Genomic DNA, 24,070 nt, shown 5'->3' on the forward strand with positions numbered 1-24,070 from the left:
CTCAGCCCTGGAGGGCCTGGGCGGCGGCGATGCCCAGCGCCACCAGGAGGGTCACCACCACGAAGACCACGAGCCGCTGGCGCAGCAGCCGGGGGTTGGCCGGGCGGCGGCCGGTGGACGTGGTCCGCGCCCCCGGACGGGTCCCGGGACGCGACTGCGGATTGCGGGAGCCGCCGGTGCGCGGGGGCGCCGAAGGGCGCGAGGACGGTGCGGCGCCCCGCCCCCGGGCCGCGGCCCGCTCCGGCTCGCGGCCCGGCGCGTCCCGCTCCGTGTACCGCTCGGTCGGCCGCAGCGTGCCGCGCTCCTCCATCCGCTCGCGCGGGGCCGGCGTCCGCGCGGACGGCAGGCCCTGCGCCTCGCGGGCCGCGATCTCCTTGAGCCGCATCGACAGCTGGAGCGTGCTGGGGCGGTCCTCCGGGTCCTTCGCCAGACAGGCCCGGATCAGCGGTGCGAGCGCGTCGGGTACCCCCTGGAGCTGGGCCTCCTCGTGGACCACGCGGTAGAGCATGACCTCGGAACTGCCGTGTCCGAAGGGGGAGTCGCCCATCGAGGCGTACGCGAGGGTGGCACCGAGCGAGAAGACGTCCGTCGCCGGGGTGACGGCCGCGCCCCGCACCTGCTCGGGCGCGAGGAAGCCGGGGGAGCCGACCGCCGTGCCGACGTGCGTGAGGGTGCTGGCCCCGGTGGCCCAGGCGATCCCGAAGTCGATGATGCGGGGGCCCTTGGGGGAGAGCAGGATGTTCGACGGCTTCAGGTCCCGGTGCACGACCCCGGCCTCGTGGACGGCGACCAGGCCCTCCGACAGGGCGGCGCCGATCGAGGCCACGTCGGCGGCCCGCAGCGGACCCTCCTCGGCGACCCGGTCGTGCAGCGAGGGCCCGGGCACGTACTGGGTGGCGAACCAGGGACGGTCGGCGTCCAGGTCGGCGGCGACCAGCCGGGCGGTGCAGCCGCCGCGGATCCGCCGGGCCGCCGACACCTCACGGGCGAACCGCGAGCGGAACTCCTGGTCCTCGGCGAGGTCCGGGCGGATCACCTTCAGCGCCACCCGCTGCCCGCGCCGGTCGGAGCCGAGGTACACGACCCCCATCCCTCCGGCGCCGAGTCTGCGGTGGAGCCTGAACGCCCCGACGATCCGCGGGTCCTCGCGCCGGAGCCGCATCATCGCCATGTCCGTCCCCTCGTCCGTTCGACGTGGCACAGCTTACGTAGTGGCGCCCCCGCGCGCTCATAGGCCGCGCCCTCCCACCGGCTTCGATTGTCAGTGCTGAGGGGGACGACGGCCCCGTGCCGCACCGACTCTCCCCGCCAACACCCCTTGCCGTCCAGCCCACTTGACAACGGCCCCGGACAACTCCCGCCGCCCCGCGCCGGGTACCTCCGCCCAGGTCCGCGCACCCCGGCGCACCCCGCTCCCCCTCCGACGTGACCCAAGTCACGCGGGGGCGCGTCCCCTCCGGGAAGACCCCCACCCGCGCGCCCCCGTCTCCACCCAGGGGAGTACGCCGGGGGGAGCGGCGTCATCCTCCCGTAGGCCCGGAAGCCGGTACGCGGGCATGACGCCCCGGGCGGTCCCGCTCCCTACTGTTGAGGTCATGCGGTGGGCGCGACTCTCGTCCCCCGAGGAACACGCGCCCACCGCACCGAGAACCGGCAAGAGACAGCGACAGGAGAGGACCATGGCCCACACGGCACACCGGCCGACCACCCGCCCCGCGGGACGCCGTCACCCCCTGGTGGCCACCGCCATGGTCCTCCCCCTCGCGGCCCTGCTCGTGGTCGTCTTCGGCGGCTGGGAAGCGGTGGTCACACAGGCGTCGTCCGTGGGCGTGATGCTGGGGCGCTGAGCGGCGCCCCGGACCCGGGAGAGCGGCCCGGGTCGGGGACATCGGCCGACAGCCCCGTGGGGACGGGGGTGCGGCGGACGACAGCGCAGGGGCCGGTCGGCCGGGGAGCCGACCGGCCCCTCCGCGTGTCCGGACCCGGGCGTACTCTCGCCGGATGGAGTTCGTGGAGAGCGGCGGCGACGTGCTGGGGGCGCTGGCCCTGATCGCGCGGGGGGCGGTGCACGGCGGGGAGCGGTGCGGGTGCGATCCGGAGGCGGTCCGGGTGCTCGCGGACCGCGAGGACGGGGCCGTCGTACGGCACGGCGGGATCGTCGCCAAGGCGCACGCCCCCGGCACGGAGGACGGTCCGCACGCGCTGCGGGTCGCGCTCGCCGGCGACCCCGCCCTCGGCGGGATCCTCCTGCCGCCGGTCCCGGGGCCCAGAACCGAGCGGGTCGCGGGACGGCCGGTGACGGTGTGGCCGTACGGGCCTCCGGTCGATCCCGGCGACCCCGACGCGGCGCCCTGGGAGGACGCGGCCCGGCTGCTCGCCCTGCTCCACCGCACCCCGCCCCCGCCCGGCCCGCTGCCCGCGATGCGGGCTCCCGTGAAGGCGGCGCTCGCCGTCGGGCGGATGCTCCGCGCCGCGCCGGACCACCCGGCGACCGCCACCGTCCTCGCGGCCTGGCGGACCGTCACCGGGGCCATGGGCGAGGCCGGCACCGGGGGCACGCGCGCGTCCCTGTGCCACGGCGACTTCCACCTCGGCCAGCTCGTCCGGGACCTCCGCGGCGACTGGCGCCTCATCGACGTCGACGACGCCGGGCTCGGCGACCCCGCCTGGGACCTGGCCCGCCCCGCCGCCTGGTTCGCCGCCGGGCTGCTTCCCGCGGAGGTGTGGGCGCGGTTCCTCGGCGCGTACGAGGCGGCCGGCGGCCCGGCCACCGGGCCGGACCCGTGGGCCCGCCTCGACCTGCCCGCCCGTGCCCTGACCGTGCAGACCGCGGCGCTCGCGCTCGCCAAGGCGGCGGCGGAGGGCCGCGCGCTCGACGAGGTCGAGGGCGTGATGATCGACACCTGCGCCAGGATCCCGGTTTCCCGAACCGTCCCGGGTTCCGCCGCGTCCTCATAAGCTGAAGCAGTCATACGAACGGCAACGGCAGGGGAGTTGAGCCGAGCATGCAGTGTCCCAAGTGTCACGCGGCGATGCACACGTACAACCGCAACGGCGTCCAGATCGAGCAGTGCAGCGGCTGCCGCGGGATCTTCCTGGACTACGGCGAGCTGGAGGCCCTGACCCGCCTGGAGTCGCAGTGGCAGGCCCCGCCGGCCCCGCCCGCCCCGCCGGCCGGCTACCCGGCCCAGCCCGCCCCCGCCGCCCCCGCCTGGGGCGCCCCGCACGGCGGCCACCACGGCGGTCACTACCGCCAGCGCGGCTTCGGCCGGATGCTCTTCTCCTCCTGAGCCGTCCGCGTCCTTCCGGCCCCCGGGTCCGTCCTGCGGATCCGGGGGCCGGCGCGTGCCCCCGCCCGCACGACGACGAAGCCCCCGGCCGCGAACCGCGGCCGGGGGCTTCGTCTTTCTGTGCGCGATACTGGGATTGAACCAGTGACCTCTTCCGTGTCAGGGAAGCGCTCTCCCGCTGAGCTAATCGCGCGGGACGCACCCGAAGGTGCGGGAGAAGTGGTGCGCGATACTGGGATTGAACCAGTGACCTCTTCCGTGTCAGGGAAGCGCTCTCCCGCTGAGCTAATCGCGCGGGACGCACCCGAAGGTGCAGGTGAAGTGGTGCGCGATACTGGGATTGAACCAGTGACCTCTTCCGTGTCAGGGAAGCGCTCTCCCGCTGAGCTAATCGCGCGGGGATCCGAAGATCAGGATCCGAAGATCCAGTGGACGATACTGGGATTGAACCAGTGACCTCTTCCGTGTCAGGGAAGCGCTCTCCCGCTGAGCTAATCGTCCTTGGAGGTGGAGACGGGATTTGAACCCGTGTAGACGGCTTTGCAGGCCGTTGCCTCGCCTCTCGGCCACTCCACCAGGAGTGATAACGGGGGTTCGGGAAGATCCCCCACATCGAGCGGACGACGAGATTCGAACTCGCGACCCTCACCTTGGCAAGGTGATGCTCTACCAACTGAGCCACGTCCGCTTGTCGTTTCCGGCCCGCTTGCGCGTCCCGGCGACGTGTTGAACTCTAGCGGATTCCTGGGCCAGTACAAAAACGCGTTTCCGCAGCGTGCTGACCTGCACGCCCTTCGACGCGCCCGGCGGCGGCTCCCGGAGGGTTCGAACGGTGTTCACCCGCCGTGTCCCCGAGGTCGCGCGGAGCCCCGCTCCCCGCGCACCCCGTGCCCCGGGGGCGGCTCGACCTAGACTCGATGCGTGTACGACCTACCTCCCCTGGCCCGCTTCGGCGGCCTCGTCGCGACCGACCTGCGGGACGTCACCCATGATCCCGAGGCGCTCGACTCCACCGGCTTCTGGGCCGTCTGCGCCGACTTCGAGGGCCGGCTCACCTGCGCCCGCTTCGGAGACGTCCGCAGGGCGCCGGTGCCCGCCGCCGTCCCCGGCGCGTGGATCGGCCCCGGCCCCGGCGACTGGACGTCGTCGCTCGACCGCGCCGCGTACACCGCCGGCGTACGGGCGGTGCGCGAGCACATAGCGCGCGGCGAGGTCTACCAGGCGAACCTCTGCCGGGTGATGACCGCGCCGCTCCCCGATCCGGCAGCCGCCGACGTGGACGCCCTCACCTCGCTGCTCGCGGCCGGCAACCCCGCCCCGTACGCGGGGACGATCCGGCTGCCCGCGCACGGCGTGGAGATCGCCACCGCCTCGCCCGAGCTGTATCTGCGGCGCGACGGCGGCCGGGTCTCCTCCGGTCCCATCAAGGGCACCGGCAGGACCGCCGCCGACCTGCTCCCCAAGGACCACGCCGAGAACGTGATGATCGTGGACCTGGTCCGCAACGACCTCGGCCGCGTCTGCGAGACCGGCTCCGTCGCCGTCCCCGCCCTCTGCGACATCGAGGAGCACCCCGGCCTGGTCCACCTCGTCTCCACCGTCAGCGGTGTGCTGCGCGAGGACGCCGGCTGGCCCGAGCTGCTCGACGCCACCTTCCCGCCCGGCTCCGTCACCGGCGCCCCCAAGTCCTCCGCGCTGCGGATCATCGAGGCGCTGGAGACCGCGCCCCGGGGGCCGTACTGCGGCGGCATCGGCTGGGTGGACGCGGACGGCGGCCACGGCGAGCTGGCCGTCGGCATCCGCACCTTCTGGATCGACCGGCCGTTCGGCGTGCTGCGCTTCGGCACCGGCGCCGGCATCACCTGGGGCTCCGACCCCGAGCGGGAGTGGGAGGAGACCGAGCTGAAGGCGGCCCGGCTGGTCGCGATAGCGTCGGGCGCCTACGAGTCAGGCGCCCGGGACGGCGAGGTCCCAGGAGCGAGCGGAAAGGCCATCTCTCGATGAAAATCTGGGTCAACGGCGGGCTGCACGACGAGGAGACCGCCCGGGTCTCCGTCCTGGACCACGGACTGACCGTCGGCGACGGCATTTTCGAGACGGTCAAGGCCGAGCGCGGCGAAACGTTTGCTCTCACCCTCCACCTGGAGCGGCTCACCCGCTCCGCCCGCGGCCTCGGCCTGCCCGACCCGGACCTCGACGAGGTCCGCCGGGCCTGCGCCGCCGTCCTCGCGGCCAACCCGATGGAGCTCGGCCGGCTGCGGATCACCTACACCGGCGGCCTCTCCCCGCTCGGCTCGGAGCGCGGCGACGCCGGCCCGAGCCTCGTCGTCGCCGTCGGGGAGACCTCCCGCCGCGCCGACACCACCGCCGTGGTCACCGTCCCCTGGACCCGCAACGAGCGCGGCGCCCTCACGGGCCTGAAGACCACCTCGTACGGGGAGAACGTCGTCGCCCTGGCCCGGGCCAAGGAGGCCGGCGCCACCGAGGCCCTCTTCGCCAACACCGTCGGCCGGCTCTGCGAGGGCACCGGCTCCAACGTCTTCGTCGTGCTCGACGGCCGGATCCACACCCCGCCCGTCTCCTCCGGCTGCCTCGCCGGCATCACCCGCGCGCTCGCCGTCGAGTGGACCGGCGCCGTCGAGGCCGACCTGCCGTTCGACGTCCTGGAGACCGCGGAGGAGGTCTTCCTCACCTCCACGCTGCGCGACGTCCAGGCCGTCCACCGCGTCGACGGCCGCGAACTCGCCGCCGCCCCCGGCCCGGTGACCGCCAAGGCCATGCGGGTCTTCGAGGAGCGGGCCGCCGCCGACCGGGACCCGAAGCTCGGCTGAAATCCGGATGACGGGGCCTTCCCGGATGGGTAGAACACCCCTGATGACCACCACCCTGCGGCCGGCCGAGCCGCTCCAGCACTCCGCCGACGGCGGCCGTTCCCGCGTCTACGACATCTGCGTGAACAGCCGCCGGGTCGGTTCCGTCCGCGTCGCCACCGATCCCGGCTTCGGAGCCGCGTCGGGGAGGGTCGACCGCCTGTGGGTCGACGAGCCGGACCGCGGCCGGGGGCGGGGGACGGTGGCGGCGCTCGCCGCCGAGGAGGTGCTGCGCGCCTGGGGCTGCTCGGACGTCCGGATATCGATGCCGGCCGACGCCATCGCCGCCCTCGGCCTGGCCCGGGCGCTCGGCTACGCCGAGCTCAGCCGGAACATGCTGAAGGAGCTCGCGGACCGGTCGCCCGCGCTGCCGCCCGGCGTCGAGGTGCGGCCGATGACCGAGGACGAGTTCACCGCCTGGCAGGCGACGGCCAGGGAGTCCTTCGCGCGGAGCTGGGTCGACCGGGGCGTGCCCGAGGACCAGGCCCGCGCCAAGGCGGAGGCCAGCCACCGCGAGCTGCTGCCCCAGGGGCTCGCCAGCCCCGGCACGGCGTTCCACGTGGCCCTCGCCGACGGCCGGGTCGTCGGCAACGTGTGGACCGGGGTGCGCGAGCTGGAACCCGGCGTCAGCGCCTCGTACGTCTACGACATCAAGGTCGCGGCGGAGCGGCGCGGCCGGGGGTACGGCCGGGCGCTGATGCTGCTGGCCGAGCGCGTGGCGCGGGAGGCCGGGGAGCACCGGCTCGGACTGCACGTCTTCGCGGGCAACACCCCGGCGATCCGCCTGTACGAGTCGCTCGGCTACCGCACGACCCACGTCAACAGCGCCAAGCGGCTGCTCTGAGACGCGGCGCCCGGGTCAGCCGGCCAGCAGGCGGTCGGCGATCTCCTCGATCCGGGCGCGCAGCCCGTCCTGGTTCTGCCCGCCGTCGAGGCGCTCCCCGCCGATGACGTAGGTCGGGGTGCCGGTGATCTTGAGGGCCTGGCCCTCGGCCTGGTCGGCGTCGACCGTGAGCAGGTGCCGTCCGTCGATCAGCGCCGTGTCGAACTCCTCGGCGTCCAGGCCGAGTCCGGCCGCCACCTCCATGAGCACCGGCTCGCCCCGGTCGGCGAGCTCGGCGGTCCTGGCGAGCAGCGCCTCCACGTAGGCCCAGCCCTGTCCCTGGTCGGTCGCCTCCTCGGCGGCCTGGGCGGCGGCGTAGGCGTGCTTGTTCTTGGTGAGCGGGAAGTGGCGCAGCTGGATGTCGAGCCGGTCGCCGTAGGCCGCGCGCAGCGCGCGGACGTCGTCGAGGGCCCGGAAGCAGTCGGGGCACTGGAGGTCGAACCAGGCCTCCAGGACGACGGGGGAGGGGGCGGTGGTGGAGTCTGTCATGGACGGCAGTCTTCCAGCAGGTCGGCACGGGTCCCGCATCGGCACGGCACCGGGACCTGAGGAGGAGATCCCGTCCGGGACGACCCGGAGATCTCCCTGAGACCGGCCCGTGGGCGTGGCCTCCGGCGGGTGGACCGGTGCAGGATGGAAGGGACGTATCACCCGGGACCTGGAGGATCGCATGCTGGCCGAGACCATCTTCTCCGCGGTGTCCGCGGCGGGCCTGGGCATCGCCGCGATCACGGCGTACCGGAAGAAGTACCTGAGCGCGGCGCGGATCGCCGGCTGGTCGCTCGTGCCGCTCGGCCTGGTGATGACCGGTGCCGTCGAGTGGGCCTTCGACACCGTCTTCAGCCCGGTCGCCTGGGTCGGCTTCGGAGTGCTCGGCGCGGCCTGGCTGCTCCTGCTGACGGCCCGGGGCGTGGAGCGCCGCCGGGGTGGCCGGAAAGCGGTGGACGGGGGAGCGCGGCCCGAGGCGGTCGCGCCCGGCGCCTCGTCCCCGGCCTCCGCCACCGCGTCGGCCCGTGAGGCCCTGGCCCGTCCCGCGTCGGGCACGCCCGCCCGTGGCGGGGAGGCCGAGGACTTCAGCGACATCGAGGCGATTCTGAAGAAGCACGGAATCTGACCGCTTCTGGCCGTTGCCTGCCGGGCCGCGACCGGGCGGTGATCCGGAGATCCACGGGAAGGGATGAACCGCCCCGTCCAAGGGCGGATTCCGGCCTTCCCGGGGTCCGCGGTGCGCGATCATCCCCCCGAGATGCTCGAAACCTCGCGGGAACCCGCCCCCGCCTCCGCCGAGTCCGTGCCCGCCGCCGATCCGCCGGTCGACGAGCCGAGGGGCTGTCTCTACGCGCTGTCGCAGCCGCCGCTGATGATCTTCCTGACGGTGATCGGGGCCCTGCTCCTGATGGCGGCCCTGCACGACCTCTACGTGCTCTGAGGGGTCAGCCGGCGGCTTCCTTGCGGCGGGCCCGGTAGGCGGCGACGTGCAGCCGGTTGCCGCAGGTGCGGCTGTCGCAGTAGCGGCGGGAGCGGTTGCGGGAGAGGTCGACGAAGGCCCGGCCGCAGTCCGGGGCCTCGCACCGGCGCAGCCGCTCCCGCTCGCCCGAGACCACGATGAAGGCGAGCGCCATCCCGCAGTCGGCGGCCAGGTGGTCGGCGACCGAGGCGCCCGGCGCGAAGTAGTGCACGTGCCAGTCGTAGCCGTCGTGGTCGGTGAGCTGCGGGGTGGTGCCCGCGGCGGCGACCAGCTGGTTGATCAGCGGGGCGGCGATCCTGGCGTCGGGGGCGGTGAAGACGGCTGCGAAGCGGTCCCGCACCGCGCGGACGGCCCGCAGGTCCTCGGCGTCCAGGTCGCCCACGTCGCTGATCCGGTGCTCGCGGACGAACACGCCGAGCGCGTCGAGGTCCGCGAGCGTGTCCTCGCGGTCGCCCTGGGCGGCGGTGTTCATGAGATCGACGACGGTGTCGAGGGCGATCCGGGTGTCGTGGGGAATGAGCACGCTTCGCTCCCTGGCCGGCCGCGGGCGGGCGCCCGTGGAATGCCGTCGACTCTAGCGCGCCCCGGAAATGCGCGACGGCGCCCTCACCGCGCCGGCTGCGCGGTGAGGACGCCGGAGGTCGAGCGGATGCGACCGCCCGCGCGGCGCCGTCGCCCCGAGTCGGACGACGCCGTGCGGTCTATGGCCTGGCTCAGCTGTCGGCCAGGATGTGGGACAGCTCCGTATCGAGGTCGAAGTGCCGGTGCTCGGTGCCCGGTGGCACCGCGGCGTCGGTCCGCTTGAGGAACGATTCCAGGGCCCGCGCGGGGGCCTCCAGCAGGGCCTCGCCCTCGGGCGAGCTCAACGCGATGCAGACGACTCCCTGGCCGTGACTACGGGAAGGCCAGACCCGGACGTCGCCCGTGCCGGTGGGCCGGTGCAGCCCCTCGGCGAGAAGGTCGCGGGCGAAGACCCACTCGACCGTCTCCTCGGCTCCGGTGTGGAAGGTGGCGTGCACGGCGTACGGATCCGCCGTGTCATACCGCAGGCCCGCGGGTACAGGCAGTGAGGACTCGCTCGACACAACGAGGCGCAGGTGCAGCTCGCAGCTCACCACGGTGTTCATAAGCGCCAGGGCCTTTCGCTCAGTGTGCGCTCGGGGATTCGCACGTCGGCGAAATCGACATGCCACCTCCGGTGCCGTTGTAAACCCCTCTGTCGGTTTTGTGATCGTTCAGGTAGCTCGTCTGGCGGTATGTAACTTTGGGTAATACCGCCATACCGGTGGGGCTGGTGAGTCGGGTAAATTGGCACCATGAATGCGGAGAGTGACGAGCGAGCCCCCGAGCCCCAGCCCGCCGAGCAGGCCGAACTGGGATCCCGCGCGCCGGAGTTCATCAAGGCCCGCCGCGGCCTCCACCTGAGCTGGCAGGTCGGCGTCTTCATCGTCGGACTCGCCGTGATCGTGGCCGGCATCCTCATGCTCGTCTTCCCCGGCCCCGGCTGGCTGGTCATCTTCGGCGGCATGGCGATCTGGGCCACCGAGTTCGTCTGGGCGCAGATCGTCCTGCGCTGGACCAAGCGCAAGGTCACCGAGGCCGCCCAGCGTGCCCTCGACCCCAAGGTCCGGCGCCGCAACATCACCCTCACCGTGATCGGCCTGGTCATCATCGCCGCGCTGCTCGGCTGGTATCTCTGGAAGTTCGGCCTCGTCATGCCCTGGAAGATCGACGAGTGACCCAGGGATGGTTCGGAAGCCCCGCTGACATGCGGTAATGTTTGCGGTGCGCCGGGGCGATTAGCTCAGCGGGAGAGCACTTCGTTCACACCGAAGGGGTCACTGGTTCGATCCCAGTATCGCCCACCCCGGTCCGAGGGCCCGGAGACGACATCGTCTCCGGGCCCTCGGCGCGTCCGGCCCCGGATCACCGCATCCGGGCCAGCCGCTCCCGCATCCTCCGCGCCTCCCGCAGCCGCCGCTCGTAGGTGGCCCCCACCGCGAGCAGCAGCAGCCCGGCCGCCGCCGGCGGCAGCCACCGCGGCAGCGCGCCGACCAGCTGCACCACGTACGGCGCCAGCTCGTGCACCGCCACCAGGGCGAGCGCCGCCCCGCCGAGGACCAGCGGCGCCTGGAGCCGGAACCGCGCCCCGAGCAGCGTCACCGCGAGCGCCCCCGTCCCCAGGAGCAGCGGCCGCGCCCAGTACGGGTCCGACCAGACCGCCATCAGACTCGGCACCAGCGTCGCCGCGAGGCCGGGGCCGTACGCGACCCAGGACGAGGCCTCCGGGTCCCGGCGCCGCCGCAGGAAGCCCACCACCAGCGCCGGCACCGTCACCGGCAGCGTGTACGCCTCCGGGACCGTCACGCCCCACACGCCGAGCCGCAGCCAGGCCGCGGCCAGGAAGAGCGCGCCCGCCGTCCACGAGGCCGCCCGCCGCCGCTCCGCCCGCAGCGCCGTCGCCGCCGCGATCACCCCGCCCAGCGCCAGCGCCACGGCGAGCACCTCCGGACGCGGCGCCGTGAGGGCCACCGCCAGGACGCCCACCGCCACCCCCGACAGCTCCGCCGCGAGCGACCGGAACCGGGCGGCCAGGACCGCCGTGCCCGCCGGGACGAGCAGCAGCACGAGCCCCGCCGTGGCCGCGGAGACCCCCGCCGCCGCGGTTCCCGCCCCCACGAGACCCGCCGCCGCGAGCACCGCGCCACCGGCCGCCGTCTCCCGCACCGCGCCGGCACCGAGCACGGCCGCCGCCACGAACAGCCCCAGCAGCACCCCCAGCACGGCGAAGGTCGCCGCCCGCACGTCCAGCGCCAGGAGCAGCGCCGAACCCGCCGAGGCGAGCCCGGCCGCCAGCCCGGTCCCGGACAGCAGCGCGCCCGCCGCCACCGGAGCCGCCGGAGCCCCGGCCGTCCACGCGACGCCCCAGCCGGCGCCCTCGGGCCGCGCCGCCGGCTCCGGCCGCTCCGGCACGGCGGCCGGCTCGGGCAGGCCTCGGGCGAGCACCCCCGGCCGCACCGCCACGCCCAGCGCCGCGCCCGTCGCCACCAGCCGGACGACGAGCCCGGCCGCGTACGACAGCTCCAGCGCGACCGGGAGCGCCGTCAGCACCGCCCACCCGAGCAGCACCGCCCCCCACCGGCCCCACGGCCCGCGCACCACCGCCGCCGCGCCCGCGCCGAGCAGCAGGACCAGGAGCGCCGTCGCCGGATAGTCCGCCGGGACCGGCGCCGCGTGCGTCCCCGACCAGACGCCCGCGCTCCGGCCGGCCGGGCCGAGCAGCCCCCCGAGCACCGGCGGCAGCGCCCACACCAGGCCGAGCGCCGCGATCCCGCCGCCGGCGAGCCCGAACCCGGCCCGCACCTCCGCCGGGATCCGCTCCGCCCGCACCGGACGCCACAGCGACGCCACCGCCAGACCGCAGACCACGTACACCGGCACCGCCCACTCCGCCGGCAGCGCGGCCCGCACCGGACCCGCCACCGCCGCCACCCCCGCCGGCGCGGCCACCATCGCCAGCACCCGCGCGGCCGGACGCACCACCCGGGCCGCGTACAGGAAGACCGCGGCCCAGCCGAGCAGCAGCGGGCCGCCGGTCCACGGGCTCGTCAGCGACAGCCAGCCGCCCGCCGGCAGCGCCCAGAGGGCCAGGAGGGCCGCCGACACCCCCGCCGTCGTCCGCACCGCCACCCCCACGGGACGGGCGAGCAGCAGCACGTCCGCCGCCGCCGTCAGCGCCGTCGCCCACGCCACGGCCGCCGGACCCCCGCCGGCCGCCAGCACCCCCAGTGGCAGCGGCAGCTGCGCCGCGGCCACCGCCGCGGGGAACGGCAGCCGCAGCACCCGCAGCAGCCCGCCGTACCCGGCCCACACCCCCGCGAGGACCGCGGCGGCGACCGCCGCGTACCCGAGCCCGTCCGTCTCCGGCAGCGCCACCCGGTGCAGGGCGTACGCGTCCAGGACCGTCAGCGCGAGCCCCAGCGCGCCCACCGCCTCCGCCGTCGACGCCAGCCCCCGGCGCAGCAGCACCACGGGCGCCGCCAGCGCCGCGGAGGTCACCACGAGCAGCACCGCGGAACGCCCCGCGATGCCCATCGAACCCCAGCTCACCAGCGTGAACGCGAGCGCGGCGACCGCGAGCAGCGTCCCGCCCAGCGTCAGCAGCACGTTCTGCGCGCCGCGCGGCGAGGTCTCCGCCGCCCGGGGCGCCCCCGGGAACGGCGGGGCCGTCGGCGGGCCGGCGGGGGAGTGCAGCACCCCGAGCAGCCACACCCGCCGGGCCAGCAACTCCGCACGGCGCGCGTCGAGTCGGGCCAGCTCGACGTCGACGCGCCGCAGCTCCTCGACCGGAGGCAGGTTCATGTCCATGCCCGGAGTGTCGCGCCGCGCCCCCGCCCGGGGAATGCGCGCTGCTACTCAGATCCGGCCCGAGTACCCACACTGGACCCATGGACTGGTGCCGGTACCGCTTCCGCAGCGTCTGGCGGCTCGCCGCCCCGCCCGACCGGGTCTACGCCGCCCTCGCCCGCGCCGAGGACTACCCCCTCTGGTGGCCGCAGGTCCGCGCCGTCGTCCCCCGCGACGACACCAGCGGCACCGCCCGCTTCCGCTCCCTGCTCCCGTACGACATCGAGGTCACCGCCCGCGCCCTCCGCCACGACCCCCTGGCCCGCGTCCTGGAGGTCCGGCTCGACGGCGACCTGGAGGGCTGGGCCCGCTGGACCCTCACCGCCGAAGGCGCCGGCACCCACGCCCTCTACGAGCAGGAGGTCGAGGTCCGCGCCCGGCTGCTGCGCCTCCTCGCCGTCCCCGGCCGCCCCTTCTTCCGCGCCAACCACGCCCTGATGATGCGCGGAGGACGGCGCGGGCTCGCCGCGCGCCTGCGCTCCGGATGAACGCTCCGGTCGCATGCTCCGAACGAATTTGGAGCACGGCCCGGAAGGCCTGTATGGTTCAACCCGTTCCCGGGCGATTAGCTCAGCGGGAGAGCACTTCGTTCACACCGAAGGGGTCACTGGTTCGATCCCAGTATCGCCCACCGGGAGAGGCCGGTCCGTCATCACGACGGACCGGCCTCAGCCGTTTCCGGCACCGCTCACGCCTCACGCCGCCTTCCGCAGCTCCGGACGGAGCGGCCACGCGGGATCCACCAGCTCCGGCGTCCCCTGCCGGGTGAACCACGCCTGGAGGCCCCGCGCCTGTGCCGCGTGCCACACCGCCTGGAGCGTGTGCAGCTCCGCCGGGGACAGCCGCTCCAGACGGGACGCGAAGCGCCGCCCCACCGCCCGCACCACCTGGAGCGCGGCCGTGGCGTCCGCCGCCGCGTCGTGCGCCCCCTCCAGCTCCACCTCGTAGTGCGCGCACAGGTCGGTCAGCGTCCGGCGGCCCTTGCGGTACCGGTCCAGATGCTTGTCGAGGACCCGCGGATCGAGCACGCACAGCGAGGTGTGCTCCAGGTACCGGCCCAGCGTCGACGCCCGATGGCGCCTCAACTCCCGGTCCAGGATGGTGAGGTCGAACGGCGCGTTCATCACCACCAGCGGCCGTCCCGCCGCGTTCTGCTCCGCCAGGGCGCGCCCCAGCTCCTCCATCACCGGCGACGGCCACCGGCCGTTGCGCTGGAGGTGATCATCCGTCAGCCCGTGCACCGCCGTGGCCCCTTCCGGGACCGGGACCCCCGGATTGACCAGCCAGCGGGTCACCCGGGGCCGCGCCCCGGCCGCGTCCTGGACGACGAGAGCGGCGGACACGATCCGGTCCTGCTCGACGTCCACTCCGGTGGTCTCCGTGTCGAAAGCGGCCAGGGGCCCTTCGTACCAGTTCGTCGTCATACCCGAACTCCTCGCACCCGCGCGGCAGATGGCCAACCCCCTGCCCCGAAGCGGTGATACCCGCCCTGTTTGCGGCGTACGCGGACCGGTCACAACACTGGTGACGGGGAAGGACGTTCACATGTCGCTCGCCAAGCCCGAGTCGGGAGGGCTGCCGCCCCAGCGGGCGGCCCCGGCACGCGGCTCACTCGCCACCACCGCCTGCATGGAGACCCTCCAGGTGGGATACCTGCACGCCGTCGCCGCCGCGGCGGGCTGCTCGCTCGCGCAGCCCTTCCCGGACAACGGCGTCGACTGGCACGTGAGCCACGGCTCGCCCGGACACACCGTCGACGACGAGGTCACCATCAAGGTGCAGCTGAAGTGCACCTACCAACTGCCACCGCACCCGACGGGGAGCACCTTCCCCTTCACCCTCGACAACGACCACCTGGTGAAGCTCGCCCGGACGCCCGTGGCGGTGCACAAGATCCTGGTCGTGATGATCGTCCCGAGAGACCCGGAGGACTGGCTGCGAGCGAGCCACGACCGGCTCGACCTGCGGCACTGCTGCTACTGGATGAACCTGGCCGGGCACCCGGTCACCGGACGCCGCCGGACCACCGTGCGCGTCCCCACGGCGCGGATCTTCGACGACCGGGCGCTCTGCGAGATCATGACCCGGGTCGGCCGGGGAGGGAGACCTTGATGCACCGACCGATCGACGACTCCGGATACGGGACGGGGGACGGGTACGGGACCGGGGACGGGACGGGCGGCGGGTACGGGTCGGGCGACCGGGGCGCACCCGGGCCCGTCCCGTCGCCGTACCGGTCCCACCCCGTCCCGGCCGCCGGCCCCGCCGGCTCCTGGTCCTCCCCGGGCGACGGCGTCCCCGACCCCGGCCGGGTCGACCCGCGCGTCCTCGGCGCCCTCCTCGCCCGCCACGGCTGGCAGCGCCGCGGCGGGGCCGCCGGCCGCTACGGCCGCTGGACCCCGCCCGGCGGGCAGGCGAGCGGCGGCACCAGCCTCCTCGTCCCCGACAGCCTCGCCTTCCCCGACTGCGAGGACCTCATCGGCGAGGCCCTCACCGCCCTCGCCCGCAGCGCGGCCCCCTCCGCCCGCGAGGTCCTGACCGGCCTCGCCGTCCCCAGCGACGAGGTCCGCTGGTGGCGCGAGGTGCCCCCGGGCCCGGCCGGCACCGTGCCCTGGCCCGCGCAGGAGAAGTTCCGCGCCGCCGCCCGCGGGATCCTCCTCGCCGGGGCCCTCGCCGTGCGCGGCCGGGCCGGCTACCACGGCTCCCGGCACCGCTCCGCCGCCCGGGCCGCCCTCGAACCCGTCGTCGTCGGCACCGACCCCGGCGGCCGGGTCCTCACCGCCTTCCTGCCCGTCCCGCCCGGCCGCCCGGTCGCGGTCCGGCTCTACCACGCGCTGCACGCCGCCCGCGAGGCCGTCGACTACCAGCGCGCCACCGGCGGCATGGAGGCCTTCGACTCCGCCGTCGAGGCCGGCGTCAGCCGCGAGCTCACCGAGGCGCTCGTCGCCCTCGTCCGGGGGACCGAGGGCGCCCGCGTCGCCCTCGAATGGGCCCCGGCCGCCGGCGTCCCCGAGGGCTGCGCCGCCCGCCCCGAGCCCGTCGAGTTCTCCCCCGGCGACCTGCCCGCGCTGCGCGAGGCGAGCGCCCGCTACCTCACGGACGAGCCCTCCGTCCCGGTGCGGATCACCGGCGCCGTCGTCCGGCTGCGCCGCTCGGGACCGCGCGGCGAGGGCACGGTCAAGCTCCGGGTGCTCGGCGGCGCGGAGGTCGGCCACGTCCGCGTCGCGCTCGACGAGGAGGCGTACCGCACGGCGGGCCACGCCCACCTCGTGGGCCTCCCGATCCGGGTCGTCGGCCGGCTGGAGAGCCGCGGCGGCTTCCGCCGGCTCACCGAGGCCTCCGGCGTGGTCCCGGTACAGGTGGACGAGACGGAGCGGGACAGGCTGATGAAGGCACTGCACGAGAACCTCGATTTCTTCGAGGAGGCGTGCGGGCCGGAGGAGGACCGGTGAGCGGGGCGCGGGCGGGCCCGTAAGATCGAGGGGACGCGGCACCTCGTCTCTGCCGCGCGCCGCCGGCGCCGGCACCTCGTGTCTGCCAGCGCCCCGATGCATGGAGTACCCGTGTCAGAAGTCCGTGTGACCGTCCAGTCCGCCTCGGGATCTGAGGAGAGGACGGTGAGCGCGGGCACCACGGCCGGCGCCCTGTTCGCCGACGACCGCACCGTCATCGCCGCCCGTGTCGCGGGCGACCTCAAGGACCTCTCGTACGAGCCCGCCGACGGCGAGGTCGTCGAGGGCGTCGAGATCTCCTCCGAGGACGGCCTGAACATCCTGCGCCACTCGACCGCGCACGTCATGGCGCAGGCCGTGCAGGAGCTCTTCCCCGAGGCCAAGCTGGGCATCGGCCCGCCGGTCCGTGACGGCTTCTACTACGACTTCGACGTCGAGAAGCCGTTCACGCCCGAGGATCTCAAGGCCATCGAGAAGAAGATGCAGGAGATCCAGAAGCGCGGCCAGCGCTTCGCCCGCCGCGTGGTGACCGACGAGGCCGCCCGCGAGGAGCTCGCCGACGAGCCGTACAAGCTGGAGCTCATCGGCATCAAGGGCTCCGCGTCGACCGACGACGGCGCGAACGTCGAGGTGGGCGGCGGCGAGCTGACCATCTACGACAACCTCGACGCCAAGACCGGCGAGCTGTGCTGGAAGGACCTCTGCCGCGGTCCCCACCTGCCCACCACCCGGAACATCCCGGCGTTCAAGCTGATGCGCAACGCGGCCGCCTACTGGCGCGGCAGCGAGAAGAACCCCATGCTGCAGCGCATCTACGGCACCGCCTGGCCGTCGAAGGACGAGCTGAAGGCCCACCTCGACTTCCTCGCCGAGGCCGAGAAGCGCGACCACCGCAAGCTGGGCAACGAGCTCGACCTCTTCTCCATCCCGGACGAGATCGGCTCCGGCCTCGCCGTCTTCCACCCCAAGGGCGGCATCATCCGCCGGGTCATGGAGGACTACTCGCGCAAGCGCCACGAGGAGGAGGGCTACGAGTTCGTCTACTCGCCGCACGCCACCAAGGGCAAGCTCTTCGAGAAGTCCGGCCACCTCGACTGGTACGCCGAGGGCATGTACCCGCCCATGCAGCTCGACGAGGGCGTGGACTACTACCTCAAGCCCATGAACTGCCCGATGCACAACCTGATCTTCGACGCGCGCGGGCGCTCCTACCGTGAGCTGCCGCTGCGCCTGTTCGAGTTCGGCACCGTGTACCGGTACGAGAAGTCCGGCGTCGTGCACGGTCTGACCCGGGCCCGGGGCTTCACCCAGGACGACGCGCACATCTACTGCACCCGCGAGCAGATGGCGGAGGAGCTGGACAAGACCCTCACCTTCGTCCTCAACCTGCTCCGCGACTACGGTCTGACGGACTTCTACCTGGAGCTGTCGACCAAGGACCCGGAGAAGTTCGTCGGCTCCGACGAGGTGTGGGAGGAGGCCACCGCCGTCCTCCAGCAGGTCGCCGAGAAGCAGGGCCTGCCGCTCACCCCCGACCCGGGCGGCGCCGCCTTCTACGGCCCGAAGATCTCGGTCCAGGCACGGGACGCCATCGGCCGTACCTGGCAGATGTCGACCGTCCAGCTCGACTTCAACCTGCCGGAGCGCTTCGACCTGGAGTACACCGCTCCGGACGGCACCAAGCAGCGCCCGGTCATGATCCACCGCGCGCTCTTCGGTTCGATCGAGCGCTTCTTCGCGGTGCTCCTGGAGCACTACGCGGGCGCCATGCCGCCGTGGCTGGCCCCGGTCCAGGCGACCGGCATCCCGATCGGCGACGCGCACGTCGAGTACCTGCAGGAGTTCGCCGCCAAGGCGAAGAAGCAGGGCCTGCGCGTGGAGGTCGACTCCTCCTCGGACCGGATGCAGAAGAAGATCCGCAACGCGCAGAAGCAGAAGGTCCCCTTCATGGTCATCGCGGGTGACGAGGACATGGCCGCCGGTGCCGTCTCCTTCCGCTACCGCGACGGTTCGCAGGAGAACGGCATCCCCGCCGACGAGGCCATCGCCAAGATCGCCAAGATCGTCGAGGAGCGCGTCCAGGTCTGACGGCCCGGCGCGTCCCGCCGAGCGCGTGGTCAGGAGGCCCCCGGGGAGTCCCCCCGGGGGCCTTCCCCGTTCCCCGGCTTCTCGTCCTCCCTGGTGAACGCCTGGATCAGCCAGGACGAGAACGAACCCGTCACCGCGCCGAGCAGTGCCAGGCCGCAGGCCATCAGGCCGACCGCGACGATCCGGCCGATGGGGGTCACGGGGGCCACGTCGCCGTAGCCGACCGTCGCCAGCGTGGCGCAGGCCCACCAGACCGAGTCGCCGAAGGTGACGATCGAGGCGCCGGGGGCACCGGCCTCGTGGTGGTAGACGGTGAGTGCGGCGGCGAAGCCGAGCAGGGAGACGGAGAGGCCGGAGTAGACCATGACCCGGGCGTAGAGGCTGAGCCGCGGCTGGTCCCGGCGGCGCTGGACCCGGTCGTAGAGGGTCACCATCCGGACCGGGCGCAGCAGGGGCAGGAGCAGGACGACCGTGTCCATGAGGTGGGTGCGGACGAAACGGAGCGGACGCTGGCCGCTGAGCCGGAGCCGTACCGCGTAGTCGACGATGAAGATCGCCCAGGCGCCGAGGACCACGCCGACGCAGACGTCCACCCCGAGCCGGGGGAGGTGGTCGCGGGCGAGGACCCGGACCGCGTACCCGGCGAGGTACGTGACGGAGGCCACGGCGAGCGGCAGCTCCATGCGGCGGTCCCAGCGTTCCTGCCGGGGCGGTTTCGGGGGCCTCTCGCTCATCCGATCAGGATCACCCGAGGCGGCTTCCCTCGCCCCGCCGACACGTTCCGAACGGGCGACGCAATATGCTGCACAGCATGACGACTGAGCCGGAGCAGCAGATCGGGGTGGGGGCGCCGGACGCGTTCCAGCGCCTGTGGACGCCCCACCGGATGGCGTACATCCAGGGGGAGAACAAGCCGACCGGGCCGGGCGCCGACGACGGCTGTCCGTTCTGTTCGATCCCGTCGAAGTCGGACGAGGACGGGCTGGTGATCGCCCGGGGCGCGAGCGTGTACGCGGTCCTCAATCTGTATCCGTACAACGGCGGGCACCTGATGGTCGTCCCCTACCGGCACGTCGCCGACTACACGGACCTGGACGCGGCCGAGACGGCGGAGCTGGCCGACCTGACCAAGCGGGCGATGATCGCCCTGCGGGCGGCGTCGGGCGCGCACGGCTTCAACATCGGCATGAACCAGGGCGCCGTGGCGGGCGCGGGGATCGCCGCGCACCTGCACCAGCACGTGGTGCCCCGCTGGGGCGGCGACACCAACTTCATGCCGGTCGTGGGCCACACCAAGATCCTGCCGCAGCTGCTGGCCGACACCCGGAAGATGCTGGCCGACGCCTGGCCGGCCACCGTCTGAGCCGACTTCCTCGCCGTACGGCCCCGGGGCGCGCGCCCCGGGGCCGTACGCGTCCCCGCGCGGGGACGTCAGGCGTCGTAGACGTCGGCCTTCCTCGGGCCGGGCTCCTGCACGGAGCCGCCGAGGACGAGGGAGCGGTTGGTGAAGCGCTCGGTGTCGACGTTGTGCTCGCCGAGGAAGCGGATCGTCGCGGTGTGGACGGCGCGGAGCACGGGCGTGGCCATGCGGATGGCGTCGTCGGCCATGAAGCGGTTCTTCCACAGCGGTCCGGCCCACACGTGCCGCAGTCCGAAGGGCTCGGGCAGGGTCATCTTGCCGCCCAGGTAGTCCAGGACCGGCGGGTACCAGGTGAGCGGGGCGCGGACGGCGAGCCGGACGATGTCGTCGGTGCCGAGCAGCGGCTGCGGGATCTCCTTGGTCTCCCAGAAGCGGACGGTCTTGGAGACCTCCTTGGTCTTCGCCTTGGGCTTGGTGGTGAACAGGCCGTGGACGGGGCCGAGGGCGTGGCCGGTGACCTCGATGCGCAGGGTGTGGTGGAGCGAGGTCACCGTGACCATCATGGTCAGGACCACGTTGCCGTCCCAGAGCGTGAACTGGACGCCCAGGTAGTGGCGGTTGCCGGCGTCGAACTGCTGCTCGTTGCAGATCCGCTGTATCTCGTGGGGCTTGACCTGGTAGTGGACGATGTTGTCGCCCTCGGGGCGGCTGACCTCGTCGGCGCCTTCGCCGACGGGGGAGACGATCCAGTGCTTGACCGTGGGCTTCGGGAAGCCGGTCTTCAGGGAGCCGCGCTCCAGGAGCGTGAGCTGGTCGTGGATCTTGCGGATCAGGTCCCAGGCGCGGAAGTCGTGCATCTCCCGGCCGGCCACCGGGACCAGCTCCTCGGCGAGCGTCCAGCTGCCCCAGCGGGTGCCGAGGCCGAGGATGCCCTTGGGGCCGGCGTAGAAGACCACGTTGGACTGCTGCTCGGCGGAGAGCTTCTCCAGGTTGAGCCGGAGCTCCTCGGCGGACTTCTCACCGGGGTCGGTGGGGACGGACTTGGGGACGTGGGCGCTGATGCCGCCGCCGCTCAGCAGTCCGGTCCACCGCTCGCGGAGGTCCACGGCGGCGCCGAGGCAGATCCGGCTCGCGAGGTACCAGCCGATCACCGGGGCGACGATCATCGCCCGCAGGTAGTTGGGGAGTATGCCGTCGAAGGGGAGCTTGAGGAGGAACAGGACGGCGACGATGCCCATCGCCCACAGCAGGACGGTGCCGATCAGGCTGGTCTTCTTGTTCGCGTTCCCGGCGGCGGTGCGGCGCAGGTAGATCACGCCGAGCCAGAGCAGCAGCCCGGGCAGGAAGAGGAAGCCGCAGACGAAGGTGACCAGGGTCAGCTTGAGGTCGCGGCGCCGGCGGATGTGGGTGGCCGCCAGGCAGTGCTCGACGACCGGCTGGGGCTCGGCGCCGAAGGACTGGATGAGCGCCTTGCGGCCGCCGCCGAGCATCCGGACCTGCACGGCCCGGGAGAACGCCTCGCCGAGGTCGGGGCGGAAGAGCTTCTCCCACTTGCCCTTCTTGACCCCGGTCTTGTAGTGCTCGTTGTCGGCTTCCTGAATGGTCTCCAGGGGGCTGTCCCGGTACGCGGCCGAGGCCAGCGCGTTCGTCGCCCCGGTCAGGCCGCTGCCGCCCTGGAGCGGGATCTGTGCCCCCGGTCCGAAACCGTCGATCGCCACTTCCGCCCCCATCACCGCGATTACCTGTGCGGGCCGTTCCCGACTGCCGCGCCCGGCACCGCCGCCGAGCTGGGCACCACAGCGTAACCGGGCGGCGTGGTATGCGTCACCGGCTGTGGACAACCCCGGCCGGAAGCTGTGGACAAGGCTGACCGGAACCCGTCCGCCCGCTACGGTGCCGGGCGGACGGAGACCGCTGTCGCCACGTCAACTATGAACCCTTCCCGGTCTGTTCGCGGAGGCGTTCGGCGATCTGAGGGGGCATCGGTTCGTGCCGGGCGTAGCTGCGGTCGAAGCGGCCCGTGCCGTGCGAGACGGACCGCAGGTCGATGGCGTACCGGCCGATCTCGATCTCCGGGACCTCGGCCCTGACGACCGTGCGGCCCGGCCCCGCCTGGTCGGTGCCGACGACCCGGCCGCGCCGCCCGGACAGGTCGCTCATCACGGCGCCCACGTACTCGTCGGGGACGAGCACCCGCACCTCCGCGACCGGCTCCAGGAGGTGGACCGGGACCTCGGCGGCCGCCTCGCGCAGGGCGAGCGCGCCGGCCGTCTGGAAGGCGGCGTCGGAGGAGTCCACCGAGTGGGCCTTGCCGTCCTTGAGGGTCACCCGGACGTCGACCAGCGGATGCCCGGCGGCGACCCCGCGCGCGGCCTGGGCCCGTACGCCCTTCTCGACCGAGCCGATGAATGGGCGGGGGACCGCGCCGCCCACGACCTTGTCGACGAACTCGATGCCGCTGCCCGGCGGGAGGGGTTCGACGTCGATCTCGCAGATCGCGAACTGGCCGTGTCCGCCGGACTGTTTGACGTGCCGTCCGCGGCCGGAGGCGGGTGCCCCGAAGGTCTCGCGCAGCGGCACCCGGTAGGGGACGGCGTCCACGCGCACCCCGTAGCGGCCGCGCAGCCGCTCCAGGACGACGTCCTGGTGGGCCTCGCCCAGACACCAGAGGACGACCTGGCCGGTGTCCTGGTTCTGTTCCAGGCGGAGGGTCGGGTCCTCGGCGACCAGCTTGGCCAGGCCCTGCGAGAGCCGGTCCTCGTCGGCCTTGCCGTGCGCCTCGACGGCGAGCGGCAGCAGCGGTTCGGGCATCGGCCACGGCTCGATGAGGAGCGGATCGTCCTTCGCGGACAGGGTGTCGCCGGTCTCGGCGCGGCCGAGCCGGGCCACGCAGGCGAGGTCGCCGGCGACGCAGTGCGCCATGGGCCGCTGCTGCTTGCCGAAGGGGGAGGTGAGGGCGCCGACCCGTTCGTCCACGTCGTGGTCCTCGTGACCGCGGTCGGCCAGGCCGTGCCCGGAGACGTGCACGGTGTCGTCGGGGCGCAGCGTGCCGGAGAAGACCCGGACCAGGGAGATCCGGCCCTGGTAGGGGTCGGCGGCGGTCTTCACGACCTCGGCGACGAGCGGCCCGTCGGGGTCGCAGGCGAGCGGCGGGCGGGGCTCGCCGGCCGGGGAGGTGACGGCCGGCGGCTCGTGCTCCAGCGGGGAGGGGAAGCCACGGGTGATGAGGTCCAGGAGCTCGACGGTGCCGAGGCCCTGGCCGCCGCCGTTCGTGGCCGGGGCGGCGGCGAGCACGGGGTGGAAGCCGCCCCGGGCGACCGCCTTCTCCAGGTCGCCGACGAGGGTGTCGACGTCGATCTCCTCGCCGCCGAGATAGCGGTCCATCAGGGTCTCGTCCTCGCTCTCGGCGATGATGCCCTCGATGAGCCGGGCCCGCGCCGCGGCGATCGGCTCCCGGTCGGCGTCCGCGGGCGGCAGCTCGCTCCGGACGCCCGTCGCGTAGTCGAAGACCCGCTCGGAGAGGAGGCCGATCAGGCCGGTGGCGGGGGCATGGCCGTCGGCGCCCTCCGGGCCGTGCACCGGCAGGTAGAGCGGCAGCACGGCGTCGGGGTCGTCGGCGCCGAAGAGCCCGGCGCAGACCCGGGTCAGCTCCTCGAAGTCGGTGCGGGCGGTGTCGAGGTGGGTGACGACGATGGCGCGGGGCATGCCGACGGCCGCGCACTCCTCCCAGACCATCCGGGTGGAGGCGGCGACCGCGTCGGCCTCCTGGGCGGCCGAGACGACGAAGAGGGCCGCGTCCGCCGCGCGCAGACCGGCCCTCAGCTCTCCGACGAAGTCGGCGTATCCGGGGGTGTCGAGCAGATTGACCTTGATGCCGTCCCAGCCCACCGGGACGAGGGAGAGCTGGACGGAGCGGTGCTGGCGGTGCTCGATCTCGTCGTAGTCGGAGACGGTCGCCCCGTCCTCGACCCGGCCCGGTCTGCCGAGCGCCCCGGCGGTCTGGGCCAGCGCCTCGACCAGCGTCGTCTTGCCCGAGCCGCTGTGGCCGACCAGCACCACGTTCCGTACCTCCGAGGGCCGGTCGGCCGTCGGTGCCCTGCCGGCGGCTCCGGCGGGGGTGTGCGCCTTGTCGCCCATGATGTCCTCCCGGCTGCGAGGCGGTGAGGGGAGCGGGCGCGGGGGAGCGGCGTCGCGGTGCGGCTCCGGGGGTGCCCGCGGGGTGCTCCTTCGAGCTTTGCACCGACCTCGTGAC

Annotated in this window: 23 protein-coding genes and 8 tRNA genes; 16 read left to right on the plus strand and 15 right to left on the minus strand. The window is 73.9% G+C overall.

Annotated elements, in window-relative coordinates:
* Nucleotide 1: 1 nt before the first annotated feature.
* Nucleotides 2–1,171: a serine/threonine-protein kinase gene (locus tag ABZ621_RS13665; protein WP_360603927.1), complete on the minus strand. Its 1,170-nt coding sequence runs from the start codon at nucleotides 1,169–1,171 to the stop codon at nucleotides 2–4.
* Between the two features lie 508 nt (nucleotides 1,172–1,679).
* On the opposite strand from ABZ621_RS13665, the gene ABZ621_RS13670 reads away from it, so the two are divergent.
* The 3 genes from ABZ621_RS13670 to ABZ621_RS13680 all read left to right on the plus strand — a co-directional run bounded on the left by ABZ621_RS13670 (nucleotide 1,680) and on the right by ABZ621_RS13680 (nucleotide 3,290).
* A complete protein-coding gene (locus ABZ621_RS13670; RefSeq protein WP_189849773.1) occupies nucleotides 1,680–1,847 on the plus strand; it encodes a hypothetical protein in 168 nt (55 codons plus the stop codon).
* Between the two features lie 154 nt (nucleotides 1,848–2,001).
* The gene (locus ABZ621_RS13675) at nucleotides 2,002–2,958 is read left to right on the plus strand and encodes an aminoglycoside phosphotransferase family protein (RefSeq protein WP_360603930.1); all 957 of its coding nucleotides are present in this window, start codon (nucleotides 2,002–2,004) and stop codon (nucleotides 2,956–2,958) included.
* Nucleotides 2,959–3,005: 47 nt separating this feature from the next.
* Nucleotides 3,006–3,290 (plus strand): zf-TFIIB domain-containing protein, encoded by a 285-nt coding sequence (locus ABZ621_RS13680; RefSeq protein ID WP_189949499.1) that lies wholly within the window; start codon nucleotides 3,006–3,008, stop codon nucleotides 3,288–3,290.
* 121 nt (nucleotides 3,291–3,411) lie between these two features.
* Here the strand turns inward: ABZ621_RS13680 and ABZ621_RS13685 are convergent.
* The 6 genes from ABZ621_RS13685 to ABZ621_RS13710 form a co-directional block, all read right to left on the minus strand.
* Nucleotides 3,412–3,483, minus strand: a tRNA-Val gene (locus tag ABZ621_RS13685).
* Nucleotides 3,484–3,510: 27 nt separating this feature from the next.
* Nucleotides 3,511–3,585: transfer RNA gene (locus ABZ621_RS13690), tRNA-Val, on the minus strand.
* Nucleotides 3,586–3,612: 27 nt separating this feature from the next.
* Nucleotides 3,613–3,687 (minus strand) — tRNA-Val (locus tag ABZ621_RS13695).
* 32 nt (nucleotides 3,688–3,719) lie between these two features.
* Nucleotides 3,720–3,791 (minus strand) — tRNA-Val (locus tag ABZ621_RS13700).
* Nucleotide 3,792: 1 nt separating this feature from the next.
* Nucleotides 3,793–3,866, minus strand: a tRNA-Cys gene (locus tag ABZ621_RS13705).
* 39 nt (nucleotides 3,867–3,905) lie between these two features.
* Nucleotides 3,906–3,978: transfer RNA gene (locus ABZ621_RS13710), tRNA-Gly, on the minus strand.
* A 233-nt stretch (nucleotides 3,979–4,211) separates the two neighbouring features.
* On the opposite strand from ABZ621_RS13710, the gene ABZ621_RS13715 reads away from it, so the two are divergent.
* Genes ABZ621_RS13715 through ABZ621_RS13725 form a run of 3 tightly spaced genes read left to right on the plus strand, consistent with a single transcriptional unit; the run spans nucleotide 4,212 to nucleotide 7,004 of the window.
* The gene (locus tag ABZ621_RS13715; RefSeq protein WP_360603932.1) at nucleotides 4,212–5,294 is read left to right on the plus strand and encodes a chorismate-binding protein; all 1,083 of its coding nucleotides are present in this window, start codon (nucleotides 4,212–4,214) and stop codon (nucleotides 5,292–5,294) included.
* On the plus strand, nucleotides 5,291–6,121 hold the full coding sequence (locus tag ABZ621_RS13720; RefSeq protein WP_360603934.1) for an aminodeoxychorismate lyase: 831 nt from the start codon (nucleotides 5,291–5,293) through the stop codon (nucleotides 6,119–6,121). The genes ABZ621_RS13715 and ABZ621_RS13720 overlap by 4 nt, the downstream gene beginning before the upstream one ends.
* 43 nt (nucleotides 6,122–6,164) lie before the next feature.
* Complete coding sequence (locus ABZ621_RS13725) at nucleotides 6,165–7,004, plus strand: GNAT family N-acetyltransferase (RefSeq protein WP_360603936.1); 840 nt, start codon at nucleotides 6,165–6,167, stop codon at nucleotides 7,002–7,004.
* A gap of 15 nt (nucleotides 7,005–7,019) precedes the next feature.
* Here ABZ621_RS13725 and ABZ621_RS13730 read toward each other — a convergent pair whose 3' ends face one another.
* Entirely contained in the window at nucleotides 7,020–7,532 is a 513-nt protein-coding gene (locus ABZ621_RS13730) for a DsbA family protein (RefSeq protein WP_360603938.1), read from the minus strand.
* A gap of 181 nt (nucleotides 7,533–7,713) precedes the next feature.
* On the opposite strand from ABZ621_RS13730, the gene ABZ621_RS13735 reads away from it, so the two are divergent.
* Entirely contained in the window at nucleotides 7,714–8,157 is a 444-nt protein-coding gene (locus ABZ621_RS13735) for a hypothetical protein (protein ID WP_360603940.1), read from the plus strand.
* A 132-nt stretch (nucleotides 8,158–8,289) separates the two neighbouring features.
* Nucleotides 8,290–8,472 (plus strand): hypothetical protein, encoded by a 183-nt coding sequence (locus ABZ621_RS13740; RefSeq protein WP_360603942.1) that lies wholly within the window; start codon nucleotides 8,290–8,292, stop codon nucleotides 8,470–8,472.
* A gap of 4 nt (nucleotides 8,473–8,476) precedes the next feature.
* Here the strand turns inward: ABZ621_RS13740 and ABZ621_RS13745 are convergent, their stop codons facing one another.
* Nucleotides 8,477–9,034 carry a CGNR zinc finger domain-containing protein gene (locus ABZ621_RS13745; protein ID WP_360603943.1) on the minus strand — a complete coding sequence of 186 codons (558 nt, stop codon included), beginning with the start codon at nucleotides 9,032–9,034 and terminating at the stop codon, nucleotides 8,477–8,479.
* A gap of 190 nt (nucleotides 9,035–9,224) precedes the next feature.
* Nucleotides 9,225–9,638, minus strand: coding sequence for an SsgA family sporulation/cell division regulator (locus ABZ621_RS13750; RefSeq protein ID WP_030493555.1), 414 nt, complete (start codon nucleotides 9,636–9,638; stop codon nucleotides 9,225–9,227).
* Between the two features lie 189 nt (nucleotides 9,639–9,827).
* On the opposite strand from ABZ621_RS13750, the gene ABZ621_RS13755 reads away from it, so the two are divergent.
* Nucleotides 9,828–10,250: a TIGR02611 family protein gene (locus tag ABZ621_RS13755; protein WP_360603945.1), complete on the plus strand. Its 423-nt coding sequence runs from the start codon at nucleotides 9,828–9,830 to the stop codon at nucleotides 10,248–10,250.
* Nucleotides 10,251–10,304: 54 nt separating this feature from the next.
* Nucleotides 10,305–10,376, plus strand: a tRNA-Val gene (locus tag ABZ621_RS13760).
* A gap of 61 nt (nucleotides 10,377–10,437) precedes the next feature.
* Here ABZ621_RS13760 and ABZ621_RS13765 read toward each other — a convergent pair.
* Nucleotides 10,438–12,879 carry a hypothetical protein gene (locus ABZ621_RS13765; protein ID WP_360603947.1) on the minus strand — a complete coding sequence of 814 codons (2,442 nt, stop codon included), beginning with the start codon at nucleotides 12,877–12,879 and terminating at the stop codon, nucleotides 10,438–10,440.
* Between the two features lie 80 nt (nucleotides 12,880–12,959).
* Here ABZ621_RS13765 and ABZ621_RS13770 point away from each other — a divergent pair, with 80 nt between their 5' ends.
* Both ABZ621_RS13770 and ABZ621_RS13775 read left to right on the plus strand, forming a co-directional pair.
* Nucleotides 12,960–13,406, plus strand: a complete 447-nt coding sequence (locus ABZ621_RS13770; RefSeq protein ID WP_360603949.1) for an SRPBCC family protein — start codon at nucleotides 12,960–12,962, stop codon at nucleotides 13,404–13,406.
* Between the two features lie 71 nt (nucleotides 13,407–13,477).
* Nucleotides 13,478–13,549: transfer RNA gene (locus ABZ621_RS13775), tRNA-Val, on the plus strand.
* 64 nt (nucleotides 13,550–13,613) lie between these two features.
* Here the strand turns inward: ABZ621_RS13775 and ABZ621_RS13780 are convergent.
* Nucleotides 13,614–14,342 carry a 3'-5' exonuclease gene (locus ABZ621_RS13780; RefSeq protein ID WP_360603951.1) on the minus strand — a complete coding sequence of 243 codons (729 nt, stop codon included), beginning with the start codon at nucleotides 14,340–14,342 and terminating at the stop codon, nucleotides 13,614–13,616.
* Between the two features lie 121 nt (nucleotides 14,343–14,463).
* Between ABZ621_RS13780 and ABZ621_RS13785 the strand changes: the two genes are divergently transcribed.
* The 3 genes from ABZ621_RS13785 (at nucleotide 14,464) to thrS (ending at nucleotide 18,458) form a co-directional block, all read left to right on the plus strand.
* Nucleotides 14,464–15,030 carry a DUF4365 domain-containing protein gene (locus ABZ621_RS13785; protein WP_360603953.1) on the plus strand — a complete coding sequence of 189 codons (567 nt, stop codon included), beginning with the start codon at nucleotides 14,464–14,466 and terminating at the stop codon, nucleotides 15,028–15,030.
* Nucleotides 15,030–16,370, plus strand: a complete 1,341-nt coding sequence (locus tag ABZ621_RS13790) for a hypothetical protein (RefSeq protein WP_360603955.1) — start codon at nucleotides 15,030–15,032, stop codon at nucleotides 16,368–16,370. Before ABZ621_RS13785 ends, ABZ621_RS13790 begins: the two co-directional genes overlap by 1 nt.
* Nucleotides 16,371–16,481: 111 nt before the next feature.
* On the plus strand, nucleotides 16,482–18,458 hold the full coding sequence (gene thrS / locus ABZ621_RS13795) for a threonine--tRNA ligase (protein ID WP_360603957.1): 1,977 nt from the start codon (nucleotides 16,482–16,484) through the stop codon (nucleotides 18,456–18,458).
* 29 nt (nucleotides 18,459–18,487) lie between these two features.
* Here the strand turns inward: thrS and ABZ621_RS13800 are convergent, their stop codons facing one another.
* Complete coding sequence (locus tag ABZ621_RS13800; RefSeq protein WP_360603959.1) at nucleotides 18,488–19,192, minus strand: potassium channel family protein; 705 nt, start codon at nucleotides 19,190–19,192, stop codon at nucleotides 18,488–18,490.
* Between the two features lie 65 nt (nucleotides 19,193–19,257).
* Here ABZ621_RS13800 and ABZ621_RS13805 point away from each other — a divergent pair, with 65 nt between their 5' ends.
* Nucleotides 19,258–19,821, plus strand: a complete 564-nt coding sequence (locus ABZ621_RS13805; protein WP_169092680.1) for an HIT domain-containing protein — start codon at nucleotides 19,258–19,260, stop codon at nucleotides 19,819–19,821.
* 68 nt (nucleotides 19,822–19,889) lie between these two features.
* Here the strand turns inward: ABZ621_RS13805 and ABZ621_RS13810 are convergent, their stop codons facing one another.
* Both ABZ621_RS13810 and ABZ621_RS13815 read right to left on the minus strand, forming a co-directional pair.
* Nucleotides 19,890–21,548: a hypothetical protein gene (locus ABZ621_RS13810; RefSeq protein ID WP_360603962.1), complete on the minus strand. Its 1,659-nt coding sequence runs from the start codon at nucleotides 21,546–21,548 to the stop codon at nucleotides 19,890–19,892.
* A 199-nt stretch (nucleotides 21,549–21,747) separates the two neighbouring features.
* On the minus strand, nucleotides 21,748–23,955 hold the full coding sequence (locus tag ABZ621_RS13815; protein ID WP_360603964.1) for an elongation factor G-like protein EF-G2: 2,208 nt from the start codon (nucleotides 23,953–23,955) through the stop codon (nucleotides 21,748–21,750).
* Nucleotides 23,956–24,070 lie beyond the last annotated feature (115 nt).

This window comes from Streptomyces sp. NPDC007863 (assembly GCF_040633895.1).
Classification (GTDB): Bacteria; Actinomycetota; Actinomycetes; order Streptomycetales; family Streptomycetaceae; genus Streptomyces.